General features: G+C 46.9%; 10 protein-coding genes. 8 read left to right on the forward strand and 2 right to left on the reverse strand.

Annotated features, from left to right (window positions below; translation table 11 throughout):
- The first annotated feature begins 151 nt into the window (after positions 1–151).
- From clpB to glyA, 4 genes are all read left to right on the forward strand, one after another.
- Positions 152–2,743: an ATP-dependent chaperone ClpB gene (clpB, locus tag DXB70_RS10725; protein ID WP_107001854.1), complete on the forward strand. Its 2,592-nt coding sequence runs from the start codon at positions 152–154 to the stop codon at positions 2,741–2,743.
- A gap of 210 nt (positions 2,744–2,953) precedes the next feature.
- Entirely contained in the window at positions 2,954–3,397 is a 444-nt protein-coding gene (gene rpiB, locus DXB70_RS10730; RefSeq protein WP_022358818.1) for a ribose 5-phosphate isomerase B, read from the forward strand.
- Positions 3,398–3,530: 133 nt separating this feature from the next.
- Positions 3,531–4,679: an FprA family A-type flavoprotein gene (locus DXB70_RS10735; RefSeq protein ID WP_107001855.1), complete on the forward strand. Its 1,149-nt coding sequence runs from the start codon at positions 3,531–3,533 to the stop codon at positions 4,677–4,679.
- A gap of 151 nt (positions 4,680–4,830) precedes the next feature.
- Complete coding sequence (glyA, locus tag DXB70_RS10740; protein WP_022358816.1) at positions 4,831–6,078, forward strand: serine hydroxymethyltransferase; 1,248 nt, start codon at positions 4,831–4,833, stop codon at positions 6,076–6,078.
- Positions 6,079–6,234: 156 nt separating this feature from the next.
- Here glyA and DXB70_RS10745 read toward each other — a convergent pair whose 3' ends face one another.
- Positions 6,235–7,221 carry an ornithine cyclodeaminase family protein gene (locus DXB70_RS10745; RefSeq protein WP_182431310.1) on the reverse strand — a complete coding sequence of 329 codons (987 nt, stop codon included), beginning with the start codon at positions 7,219–7,221 and terminating at the stop codon, positions 6,235–6,237.
- Positions 7,222–7,498: 277 nt separating this feature from the next.
- Between DXB70_RS10745 and DXB70_RS10750 the strand changes: the two genes are divergently transcribed.
- Complete coding sequence (locus DXB70_RS10750) at positions 7,499–7,858, forward strand: DUF1622 domain-containing protein (RefSeq protein WP_118472544.1); 360 nt, start codon at positions 7,499–7,501, stop codon at positions 7,856–7,858.
- A 64-nt stretch (positions 7,859–7,922) separates the two neighbouring features.
- On the opposite strand, the gene DXB70_RS10755 is transcribed toward DXB70_RS10750, so the two are convergent.
- Positions 7,923–9,032, reverse strand: a complete 1,110-nt coding sequence (locus DXB70_RS10755; protein WP_118629596.1) for a helix-turn-helix transcriptional regulator — start codon at positions 9,030–9,032, stop codon at positions 7,923–7,925.
- Positions 9,033–9,397: 365 nt separating this feature from the next.
- Here DXB70_RS10755 and DXB70_RS10760 point away from each other — a divergent pair, with 365 nt between their 5' ends.
- From DXB70_RS10760 to DXB70_RS10770, 3 genes are all read left to right on the forward strand, one after another.
- Positions 9,398–10,438 carry a proline racemase family protein gene (locus tag DXB70_RS10760; RefSeq protein WP_207663959.1) on the forward strand — a complete coding sequence of 347 codons (1,041 nt, stop codon included), beginning with the start codon at positions 9,398–9,400 and terminating at the stop codon, positions 10,436–10,438.
- A 103-nt stretch (positions 10,439–10,541) separates the two neighbouring features.
- A complete protein-coding gene (locus DXB70_RS10765) occupies positions 10,542–11,606 on the forward strand; it encodes a TRAP transporter substrate-binding protein (RefSeq protein WP_022358811.1) in 1,065 nt (354 codons plus the stop codon).
- Between the two features lie 75 nt (positions 11,607–11,681).
- The gene (locus tag DXB70_RS10770) at positions 11,682–12,200 is read left to right on the forward strand and encodes a TRAP transporter small permease (protein ID WP_118469284.1); all 519 of its coding nucleotides are present in this window, start codon (positions 11,682–11,684) and stop codon (positions 12,198–12,200) included.
- The last annotated feature ends 6 nt before the right edge of the window (positions 12,201–12,206 follow it).

The raw sequence follows: 12,206 nt of genomic DNA on the forward strand, positions 1-12,206 counted from the left end.
GTGTGCCGTTTTTCAAAAAAATGTTTTCACAAATTATTCACAAAATTATTAGCACTCAACTCTTGACAGTGCTAATAACAAGTGTTATATTACTGCTAGAACAAAAGGAGACCAAAAGGTTTTCACAGATTGTTCGAAAGGAGGCAGGTTTATGAATATCAGTAAATTTACCCAGAAGTCTCTGGAAGCCGTTCAAAATACGGAAAAGCTGGCGTATGAATATGGAAACCAGCAGATTGATCAGGAACATTTGCTGTACAGTCTTTTGACTGTGGAAGACAGCTTGATTTTTAAATTAATAACAAAGATGGGAATCTCGGGCGACCAGTTCCGTGATGAGGTGCAGCAGGCGATTGGAAAGCTGCCGAAGGTATCCGGCGGTCAGGTGTATTTCTCCAACGATGCCAACAAGGTGCTGGTGAACGCGGAGGACGAAGCCAAGGCGATGGGGGACGAGTATGTTTCCGTCGAGCACTTATTTCTGGCGATGTTAAAACAGCCGAATAAGGCGGTCAAGGAACTGTTCCGTCTCTACGGCATTACGAAAGAGAGCTTTTTGCAGGCGCTTTCGACAGTGCGCGGCAACCAGCGTGTTGTCAGCGATAATCCGGAGGCAACGTATGACACTTTAAATAAATACGGTTACGATCTGGTGGAACGTGCGAGAGATCAGAAGCTCGATCCGGTCATCGGCCGTGACGGTGAGATCCGTAATGTGGTTATGATTCTCTCCAGAAAGACGAAAAACAACCCGGTTCTGATTGGTGAACCTGGCGTCGGTAAGACAGCCGTTGTCGAAGGACTGGCACAGCGTATCGTGCGCGGCGATGTCCCGGAGGGCTTGAAGGACAAGAAATTGTTTGCTCTGGATATGGGAGCTCTGATGGCGGGCGCGAAGTACCGCGGCGAGTTCGAAGAGAGACTGAAAGCGGTGCTTGACGAGGTCAAGAAGAGCGAGGGACAGATTATTCTGTTTATCGATGAGCTGCATACGATCGTCGGCGCGGGCAAATCCGAGGGCGCGATGGACGCCGGGAATATGCTGAAGCCTATGCTGGCGAGAGGTGAACTGCACTGTATCGGTGCGACGACCCTGGATGAGTACCGTAAATACATCGAAAAAGACGCAGCTCTGGAACGTCGTTTCCAGCCGGTTCACGTTGATGAGCCGACCGTGGAAGATACGATTTCCATTCTGCGTGGTCTGAAAGAGAGATATGAGGTTTACCACGGGGTCAAGATTACCGACTCTGCGCTTGTATCGGCGGCAATTCTCTCGGATCGTTATATCACGGATCGTTTCCTTCCGGATAAGGCGATCGATCTGGTTGATGAAGCGTGCGCGATGATCAAGACAGAGATGGATTCAATGCCGGCGGAGCTGGATGAACTGTCGAGACGTATCATGCAGCTGCAGATTGAAGAGGCTGCGCTTAAGAAAGAGACTGACCGCTTAAGTCAGGATCGCCTGGCAGAACTGCAGAAAGAACTGGCAGAGCTCAAGAGCAGCTTTTCGACCCAGAAAGCCCAGTGGGAGAATGAAAAATCTTCCGTTGATAAGCTGTCCAAACTGCGTGAAGAGATTGAGCATGTAAATGGCGAGATTCAGGCAGCGCAGCAGGCATATGACCTAAACAAAGCGGCTGAACTCCAGTACGGCAAGCTGCCGGAACTGCAGAAACAGTTGGCGGAAGAGGAAGAGAAAGTGAAAAATCAGGATCTCAGTCTGGTACATGAGAGTGTCACCGAGGATGAGATTGCCCGGATTATTTCGAAGTGGACCGGTATTCCGGTTGCCAAACTGACCGAGAGCGAGCGCAGCAAGACCCTGCATATGGACGAACTGCTGCATAAACGTGTCATCGGACAGGATGAGGGCGTTACCAAGGTAACGGAGGCGATTATCCGTTCCAAAGCGGGCATCAAGGATCCGACGAAACCAATCGGTTCGTTCCTGTTCCTAGGTCCGACCGGTGTCGGCAAGACAGAGCTTGCAAAAGCGCTGGCGGAGGCATTGTTTGATGATGAGAACAACATGGTTCGTATCGATATGAGTGAATACATGGAGAAACATTCCGTTTCCCGTCTGATCGGAGCGCCGCCAGGATATGTCGGATATGACGAGGGCGGTCAGCTGACCGAGGCAGTACGGCGCAAACCGTATTCTGTTGTCCTCTTCGATGAGGTTGAGAAAGCGCACCCGGATGTATTTAACGTCCTGCTGCAGGTTCTGGATGATGGACGTATCACGGATTCGACCGGCAAAACTGTCGATTTCAAGAATACGATCCTGATTATGACCTCCAACATCGGTTCCCAGTATCTGCTGGACGGCATCGATGAAAAGGGACAGATCAAGCCGGAGGCGGAAAGCTCCGTTATGCATGACTTGAGAGCTCACTTCCGTCCGGAGTTTCTGAACCGTCTGGATGAGATTATTCTCTTTAAGCCGCTGACGAAAGGCAACATCGGAGGCATCATTGAGCTTCTGATTGCAGATGTCAACAAACGTCTGGCGGATAAGGAGTTAAAGATTGCCCTGACGGACGAGGCAAAGGATTTCATCATTGAAAATGGCTACGATCCGGTTTACGGTGCAAGACCGCTGAAACGGTACCTGCAGAAGAACGTTGAGACACTGGCAGCGAAGCTGATTCTGGCGGACGGCGTCCGTGCGGGCGATACGATAGAGATCGGGCTTTCGGATGGCAAGCTGACGGCTTCGGCTGTCCATAGCGCGTAAGCGGAAAACGTCTTACGGCGGATTTATAACTATTATATAGAAGAAACAATAGGGCGCGGAGAAGTGCGAAAGAGCTTCCTCTGCGCTCTTTTTATGTATTTCTGAGATTTTCACAGTCTTGACATTGCCCGGCAACTTTACTAAAATGATTCCATAATGACCGGACTATATCATTTGTTCCGGAAGTCAGTCAGATGAGGAGAAGATGAGATGAAAATTGCGATTGGAAATGACCATTCGGCGGTAGAACTGAAGAACATTATTGTGGATTTCCTGAAAGAAAAAGGAATCGAAGTGTTAAATCTGGGTACAGACAGCAGCGAGAGCTGTGATTATCCAGTTTATGGAGAGAAGGTAGGTCGTGCAGTTGTTTCCGGCGAAGCCGATCTGGGTATCGCAATCTGTGGTACCGGTCTTGGTATTTCACTGGCAGCTAACAAGGTAAAAGGCGTGCGCGCCTGCGTATGCAGCGAGCCGTACACAGCGGTGATGTCCCGCCGCCACAACGATGCCAATGTACTCTGCTTCGGCGCCCGCGTGGTAGGAAGTGAGCTTGCGAAGATGATCGTTGACGAGTGGATCAACGCAGAATTTGAGGGCGGACGCCATCAGAGACGCGTGGATATGATTATGGCGATTGAGGAGAAAGACTGATTCAGAGTCAGTCAGAGGTAACGGATGAAATCATAAGGCAGGCTGACAGCAGGATGCGGGATGCCTGTGAGAACAAAAAGAGGCAGCTGTAAAGAGATGGAGCAGCTGCGAAAAGAACAGGAGGAAGCAGGAAATGATCACAGAAGATATTCGCTACATCGGTGTAAACGACCATGACATTGACTTGTTTGAGGGGCAGTATCAGGTGCCAAATGGTATTTCATATAACTCATACGTGATTATGGATGAAAAGATCGCGATCATGGATACGGTAGACAAGCGCAAACAGACGGAATTTCTGGGAAATCTGGAAACCGCACTGGCTGGAAGAACCCCGGATTATCTGGTAATCAGCCACATGGAGCCGGATCATGCATCAAGTATCCAGGCAGTCGTAGAACGGTACCCGGAAATCACACTGGTAGGCAATGCGAAGACATTTCCGATGCTGAAACTGTACTTTGATCTTGATACCAGCCGTGCGCTGACGGTCAAGGAGGGCGATACCCTGAAACTGGGGCGCCATGAGCTGACGTTCGTCATGGCACCGATGGTACACTGGCCGGAGGTTATGGTAAGCTATGATTCCTGCGACAAGGTGCTGTTCAGCGCCGACGGTTTCGGCAAGTTCGGTGCGCTTGATGTGGATGAGGACTGGGACTGCGAGGCGAGACGGTATTATTTCAATATTGTAGGAAAATATGGAATGCAGGTGCAGGCACTTCTTAAGAAAGAAGCCGGTCTTGAGATCCAGATCATCTGCCCGCTGCATGGACCGGTTCTGAAAGAGACGATCGGTCATGTGCTTGAAAAATACCAGATTTGGAGCAGCTACGGCGTCGAGTCTGAGGGTGTATTTATCGCATATGCGTCCCTGCATGGCAACACCGAGGATGCGGCGAAGAAATGCAAGGAAATTCTTGAGAAAAAAGAATGCCCGAAAGTGGCAATCGCGGATCTGGCGCGCGGTGATATGGCGGAGGCGCTGGAAGATGCATTCCGGTATGGAAAAATTGTATTGGCAGCACCGTCCTATGACGCGGGTGTGATGCCGGTTATGGCAGATTTCCTGCACCACTTACAGAGCAAGAATTACCAGAAACGCACCGTTGCCCTGATTGAAAACGGTTCCTGGGCGCCGAGTGCAGCGCGCACGATGAAGGGAATGCTGGATGCGATGAAGGAGATCACGGTGGTTGAACCGGTCGTTACGGTTCGCGGGGCGCTCAAGGAGAGCGATATTCCGTCGCTGGAGCAGATGGCGGAAGCGCTGCTGGCATAAGAAGCGTCTGGTGACAGTATTTAATGAGACCTGAAAAAGGCTTTTTTAAATAAAAAATCCGGAGAGACAAAAGTGTGTTTTTTATATTTATATATGAAAAATCCACTTGATGATTTTGTATGGATGACAGAAAAGAATAGGAGAAACAGACATGGTAGATGAGGTAATGAAGTTCATTACAGAGGCAGACCCGGAAGTGGGAGAAGCCATTGAAGCAGAGGCAGCCCGTCAGAGAAGAAACCTGGAGCTGATCGCGTCGGAGAATATTGTATCGGAGCCGGTTATGATGGCGATGGGATCGGTATTAACCAACAAATATGCGGAGGGATATCCGGGAAAACGTTACTACGGCGGATGCCAGTGTGTCGATGTTGTAGAGTCCATCGCGATCGAGAGAGCGAAAAAACTGTTTGGCTGTGATTATGCAAACGTACAGCCGCATTCCGGCGCGCAGGCAAACATGGCGGTATTTATCGCAATGCTGAAACCGGGTGATACTGTTATGGGCATGAACCTGGATCACGGCGGACATCTGACACACGGAAGCCCTGTCAATTTCTCCGGTTTATATTTCAACATTGTGCCGTATGGTGTCGATGACAATGGAGTGATTGATTACGAAGAGGTAGAGCGCATTGCACTGGAAGCAAAACCGAAGCTGATCATTGCAGGTGCAAGTGCCTATGCAAGAGAGATTGATTTCAAACGTTTCCGTGAAATTGCAGACAAAGTAGGCGCATACCTGATGGTCGATATGGCTCATATCGCTGGTCTGGTAGCAGCCGGTCTTCACCAGAGCCCGATTCCGTATGCAGATGTTGTTACGACAACCACACATAAGACACTGCGCGGACCGAGAGGCGGTCTGATTCTGGCAAATAAGGAAGCAGCTGAGAAGTTCAACTTCAACAAGGCGATCTTCCCGGGAACCCAGGGCGGTCCGTTAGAGCACATCATCGCTGGCAAGGCAGTCTGCTTCGGCGAGGCGCTGAAGCCAGAATTTAAAGAGTATCAGCTTCAGGTAAAGAAGAATGCAGCAGCGCTGGCAGCCGCACTTCAGAAGCAGGGATTCAAGATTCTGACCGGCGGAACCGATAACCACCTGATGTTAGTTGATCTGCGCGGCATGGATATTTCCGGTAAAGAGCTGCAGAACCGCTGCGATGAAGTATACATTACCCTGAACAAAAATACCGTTCCAAACGACCCGAGAAGCCCGTTTGTTACTTCTGGCGTCCGCATCGGTACTCCGGCTGTTACCACCCGTGGACTTAAAGAAGAAGACATGGAAGTCATCGCAGAGTGCATCTGGCTGGCAGCTACCGACTTCGAGAACAAGGCAGATTACATCCGTGCGGAAGTGACGAAACTGTGTGAGAAGTATCCGTTATATAAATAAGTAGAGAAGAATATGGAGCGAAAAATTTGCCAGTCTATAGATTCAGAAAAATGCTGGAAAATTAATGCACATATAACAATAAGAAAAAGGCTGTATTGCCTGCCGCATGGAAGCGCGCGGTAGGTGATACAGCCTTTTCTATTCCAACCATTTTTCCTAGAAATTAAGTTTTTGTCCAATTCCTTTTTCCAATGCTTTTTCATAGATAAGCTGTGCCGTCCGCACATCAAAGAGTCCCATGCCGACTGATTTAAAGCAGCGGGTCTCGTTCTGCTCATGCGGATGTCCCTGCTTGGTATCTTCGATCAGATCCTCGATAAAGTGGACGCGCTTCTGTGTCAGAACGCCCTTTTCCAGCGGAATTTTCAGATCGCCGCTCTCCTCGCAGGCATACGGAAGCTCGGTGTACGCGTTCTTGACGAGTTTCCACACCGCATCCGGCAGTTCGCGCCGTTCCGGACGCCAGGAGCCGATGGCAACAAAGCATTTGCCGCGAAGCAGCTCTTCATCATCCGGGTAGACCGGATCGACCGCCTGGGTGGCGGAGATCAGGACGCGGCTGTGCTCAGCCAGTTCACGGGTATCCGCGCAGGTATGAATCTGGATGTCGTTTTTTCCAAACGATGCCAGACGCGCCGATAAGCGCTCGATAAAGCCGGAAAGATCCTTAGCGTATGCGTCATACAGATAAATATCTGTGATCGGGCGCACCTCGCAGGCATAGAGAAGCTGGTGTAGTCCCTGCATACCGCAGCCAACCAAACCAACTGAGGCAGCATCCTCTGGAGCCAGATAGCGCAGTGCGACACCGCCGACCGCACCGGTCCGCATTGCGGTCAGGACACTTCCGTTCATAATCGCCTTCGGCAGACCGGTCTTTGCGTTATTTAAAATCATAAGTCCGTTCAGATACGGAATTCCCAGAGAGGAATTGTCCGGAAATTCGGATAACATCTTTGTACCGATGACGGAATCCAGAAAACACGGCATATAGAGCATCATATTTTTATCACGCTGTGCGATAAAACGATCCGGCATCTTATAATTGCCGCTTTTGTGAATCGCATACGCATCTTCGATCGCGTCCATGACATCCTCTAAGGTGACGGACTGCCACATTTCTTGTTCGCTGAGAAATAACATATCAAAACCTCCTGAATATTTATGAATGAAATAAAACATATATACTAAAAATAGATTTATCACAAATCAAATGTGGTTTGCATAGCTGGATTGTAGCAGTTTCACGTTTCATTGTCAAGATGAAAACAGAATAAAAATCAAGTTGCATATTTGAAATGGGGCGTGTATAGTAAAGAAAATTGTAGCGGTTCAGTAGGTTTACGCATTTACTGAGCTACAGGAAATGGATAAAATTAGCACAAGCGAGAAGGGAAGAATACCTGGAAAGGAAGGGGTAATGGGAGAAGTAATTAAAGTATTAGACTGGTTGTTAGAGAATTTGGTACAGATATGCACGGTCGTGCTAGAATTGTTTGGAATCATTGTGCTGGTTTCGACAGCGGTATCCTGCTTTGTTCAGTGGATACGAAACAAGCGTCAGCTGATCCGCCTGAATCTGGCACAGGGAATTGCGCTGGCGTTGGAATTTAAGATGGGCGGCGAGGTACTCAGGACGGTTGTGGTACGGGAATGGTCGGAACTTGGAATTTTGGGAGCCATCATTGTCCTTCGGGCAATGCTTACATTTTTGATTCATTGGGAGATCAAGAACGAAAAAAGAGAAACCCAGGAAGAGCAAGGAGGAAAGCTAGAGTAAAAAGGGGCACGAAAAAGGGAGTCTGCAGGATGAGCGGACTCCCTTTTTTCGTGGTTAAACAAGATTAATGCGAAAAATATTTGTCGTAGAAATGAAGGCGTTCCAGAATTTGCTTTTGGCTTTTGATTTCCATTTTGGAATAAATGGAAGCCAGATGCTTTTTGACAGTAGGGATGCTGACGAAGAGGGTGGAAGATATCTGATCGTTGGAATAGCCGCGCAGTAAAAGGCTTAAAACATTTACTTCTCGGTTCGTCAGGGAAAAATCCCGGCTGATCTGGGAAAGAGTACGATCCATCACATAGGATAAATCGAAGAACAGACATACAAAGCAGTCGTTGTCTGGTCCCTCCTTAAGATGGGAGCGGCTTACCTCCAGAAACAAAGGGCTGTTTTCCATCTTGTATTCGATATTTTGTCCGGTAATGCTTCCAGAACGGAGCAGCTGACGGCAAAGAGAGCGAAAACAATTGGAAATGGGGTTGTTGGATAAATCTGCAAATCCATGATTCTCCATGTATGTATGGTAGGTTGTGTTGCACCCGATAAAATTCAGTTTATCGTCAAAACAGCCGATTCCGATGCAGTTGTAATTTTCCAGTACATGAAATGCCCGTCCGATGTTGAGCTCCCGCCCGTAATTTTTAAATACGTTGCAGAAATGCGGCTGGAATAACCGGACAAGGCTTAATTCATCTGGCAGGAAATTTTTTTTATCGTTGGATCGGTGGATGGAAAACACACCCCGCAGATCCCGGTTCCGAATCGAAAAATTCGTTTCAATGGAATCATGCAGCCCCATGGGAAGTAGAAATTCCTGAAAATAAAGAGAATTTTTTCGAACCTCCTGATTGAACAGCTGGTTAGTCAGGAAAGTTACATTGCTGTCGGAGTCCAGAATCGACAGAACATCATCCATATGGCAGTATTCTTCCTGATACCGCCGTTTCTGTTCATCATTCCAGTTGATGGTGTAGATGGAATGGGTTTTGTAATTCTGTCCCTGCTTTTGGTAAAACAAAAAATTTGCTTTTTCAAAGAAAACAATATTGTTCAGGTTCAGGAAAAAACTCTCCATCCGTTTTTCAAGAAGAATTGAATCGTCGTAAAGTTCAGCAATGATCTGATTGACGTTTTCAATTCGTGATGTTGTAAAAAGATTTTCAGCACTCATGAAGATGCCTCCTTTCCCGTGAGTATTCAATTAGTGAAAACAAAATGGAATCAATACTAGACTATAGTCCAACTATTGTTTTAAACTATTTTTAATAGACTGATAATATATAAAGCATAATAAAATGTTGTTATGATTATTGCAAGTGGAAAAACTTTGAAAATAGAAAAAGTATCCAAAAGTATACTATGATAGAACCGAAAGTATCTACCGTTAACTGACGTCATGCATCATAATAACCAAAACACAAAAAACTTTGTATTAAAAATGATGTTTTTTGAAAGTTTTCATCATGATATGATTTTAACAACGAGATTTCAGAAAACTGAAAGAGAACGGACAAAATTTTTAATACGGAGGAGCCTATGGAAAAAAAGAATGAATTTTGTTTGCAGGAGATTAAGGGGAGAAAGGCAGTAACCTGTATCGAGACACATACAGAGGGAGAGCCAACCCGAACCATTTTATCGGGATTTCCGGAAATTCCGGGGAACACGATGGAAGAAAAGATGCTCTATATGATGCAGGAACAGGACTGGATGAGAAAAGCAATTTGTTTTGAACCGCGTGGAAATGACGTAATGTCCGGAACGATTGTTACCAAGCCGTGCAATCCGGAGGCAGATTTTGGTGTTTTATATTACGAGGTTGGAAACTGGATGCCGATGTGCGGACATGATACGATCGGAGTTTCAACGGCACTGATTGAAAGCGGACTCTTAAAAGCGGAGGAACCGTATACATATGCGACCTTAGATACACCATCTGGACTGGTAAAAGTGAAAATTGAGGTGAAAGATGGCAAGGCGGTGCGGGTATCCTTTAAAAATGCCCCGGCATTTGTGATGAATCGGGATGTAAAGGTACAGGTTCCTGGATATGGTGAGATTCCGTTAGACATCGCATACGGCGGAAATGTATTTGCGTTAGTACCGGCATCGGCAATGGGCTTAAAGCTGGATAAAGAAAATGCAAAAGAGATTGTCGAAAAAGGAAATTATCTTAAAAAGTTTATCAATGAGCAGGTAACAGTCAAGCATCCGTATCTGGAAATCATGAACCAGGTAACGCATGTGGAATTTTTCGAACCGGGTACAGAAGGGGTTTCGGATGTAAAAAATGCAGTTGTCATTCCCCCGGCAGCGATTGACCGAAGCCCTTGCGGAACCGGTACATCAGCGAAGATGGCACTTCTTCATGCGGAAGGAAAGCTGGCAGTCGGACAGCCGTTTGTGCATGAGAGCCTGATTGGAAGTTTATTCCACTGCCATATCGTTGAAGAGACAGAGGTGGCAGGAATTCCGGCAGTAGTACCGGAGATCAGCGGACGGGCGTTTGTGATGGGAGAGAGTACATGGTTATTCGATCCGGACGATCCATTCCCGGAAGGTTTCTTATTAGGCTAAATTGATAGAAACAAAATAAGAGTTTAAAGGTACAGGGAGGTACTTCTGAGGGAAAGAAGTACCTCGGGAGTTCACATAAAAACAGTATAAAGGAGGATACTTTATGAAAAAGAGATGGCTTTGCGGTACGATGGCATTGGTAATCGGAGCGATGGCAATGGCGGGGTGTTCAGGCGGAAATTCTTCTTCATCCGCATCTGCAGCCGGAACCGAAGCAGCAGATAGTGGTTCCAGCGTAGATACTTCCGGAGCGGAGATGACGATCCGTGTAGCACATGTATGTGGAACCGGTTCTCCGTATGATTACGGTGCGAATGCTTTTAAAAAGCTGGTCGAGGAGGGCAGCAACGGACGGATTAAAGTAGAGGTTTATGCAGGCGATATGACAACCGACGAGGTTGAGTGTGTTGAGATGGTTCAGAATAATAACCTGGAAATCGGCTGGGTAGGAACTGGTGCACTGGGCGGATTTGTACCAGATTTAGGCATTTTTGAGCTTCCATTCCTGTTTGAGGATGAGGATAATGTCAATAAAGCGCTGGAGGGAGAATTTGGCAATTCCCTTCTGGAACAGTTAAGCGCGGTTGATGGAATTACAGGACTTGGTTTCCATGAGGATGGCTGGAGAAATATCCTGACTAAAGATAAGACAATTAATACCGTAGATGATATGAAGGGCGTTCGTATGAGAACCATGCAGAATGAAGTTTGCGTGGCAACCTACGAAGCACTTGGTGCTACACCGGTTGCATTGGCATCTGGCGAGCAGTTCACAGGACTTCAGAATGGCGTTGTAGATGGAACAGACAATAGTGCATTATATGCAGTAGCAGATGGTTATATTGAGGTTGTTAATAATATCTGCGATATTCATCATTACTATTCCAGCGGTATCATTGTTGCTTCTTCAAAATGGTATGAGGGTTTAAGCGAAGAAGACCAGAAACTCGTGAAAGAGTCAGCTATAAAAGCAGGCGAAGAGCAGAGAGCTTGGTTCCTGGAAAATGACGAGGCAAAGATTGCTGAGTATGAAGAAAAAGGTTATACCGTAACACGTCCGACTGATATTGATGCATGGAAAGAAAAAGTTGCTCCGGTATATGATAAAATGTACGCGGCACATCCGACCTGGGAAGGTCTGGTTGAGATGGTTCGCGCAGCGAAATAAAGTACAATAATTTTTGAACTATCATGTACTCCCGGAGCCTGTTTTCGGGAGTACATTTACAAAGAGGGGAGAAAAATGGCAGGATTGATTGAAAAACTTCACAAGATTGGCGACGTGATCAATACGGTTGCCAGAGTTGCATTAGGGGTTACGTCAATTGCTTTATGTATCGCGGTAATCGGCCAGTTTATTTTGCGATGGTTTGGAGCTACGATGCCATGGGCAACGGAGTTCTCCTGTTATATCTTCGTTTGGACCACGATGCTTGGCAGTGCCGTAGCAAGCCGTCATCTGCTTCATATCGGTGTTGACATGGTAATTAACTTGTGCCATGGAAAAACACGTCAGTTTATGCTGGTTCTGGCGGATGTGATTTTATTATTTGCACTTGTTTTATTTACAATTTCAGGTTGGAACTATACAGTTGCACAGATTCCACATCTGGGAACGACGATCAAGGTTTCGCTGGCGCTCTTTTATGCAGCCCTTCCGGTCAGCGGTCTCATTATGATTTATTATACATTTGTGCAGCTTCTTGAAAATATATGTTACGGGGAAGCGAAAAAGATTCCTCTTCCGGGGGATGAAGAGTAGGAGGTC

The sequence above is a fragment of the Clostridium sp. OM05-5BH genome, from assembly GCF_003481505.1.
Classification (GTDB): domain Bacteria; phylum Bacillota; class Clostridia; order Lachnospirales; family Lachnospiraceae; genus Otoolea; species Otoolea fessa.

Bases quoted from the DNA above. Each gene is read 5' to 3' on its own strand.
- rpiB (WP_022358818.1), top strand. From the start codon at position 2,954: ATGAAAATTGCGATTGGAAATGACCATTCGGCGGTAGAACTGAAGAAC.
- DXB70_RS10770 (WP_118469284.1), top strand. From the start codon at position 11,682: ATGGCAGGATTGATTGAAAAACTTCACAAGATTGGCGACGTGATCAAT.
- DXB70_RS10735 (WP_107001855.1), top strand. From the start codon at position 3,531: ATGATCACAGAAGATATTCGCTACATCGGTGTAAACGACCATGACATT.
- DXB70_RS10755 (WP_118629596.1), bottom strand. From the start codon at position 9,032: ATGAGTGCTGAAAATCTTTTTACAACATCACGAATTGAAAACGTCAAT.
- clpB (WP_107001854.1), top strand. From the start codon at position 152: ATGAATATCAGTAAATTTACCCAGAAGTCTCTGGAAGCCGTTCAAAAT.
- DXB70_RS10750 (WP_118472544.1), top strand. From the start codon at position 7,499: ATGGGAGAAGTAATTAAAGTATTAGACTGGTTGTTAGAGAATTTGGTA.
- DXB70_RS10760 (WP_207663959.1), top strand. From the start codon at position 9,398: ATGGAAAAAAAGAATGAATTTTGTTTGCAGGAGATTAAGGGGAGAAAG.
- DXB70_RS10745 (WP_182431310.1), bottom strand. From the start codon at position 7,221: ATGTTATTTCTCAGCGAACAAGAAATGTGGCAGTCCGTCACCTTAGAG.
- DXB70_RS10765 (WP_022358811.1), top strand. From the start codon at position 10,542: ATGAAAAAGAGATGGCTTTGCGGTACGATGGCATTGGTAATCGGAGCG.
- glyA (WP_022358816.1), top strand. From the start codon at position 4,831: ATGGTAGATGAGGTAATGAAGTTCATTACAGAGGCAGACCCGGAAGTG.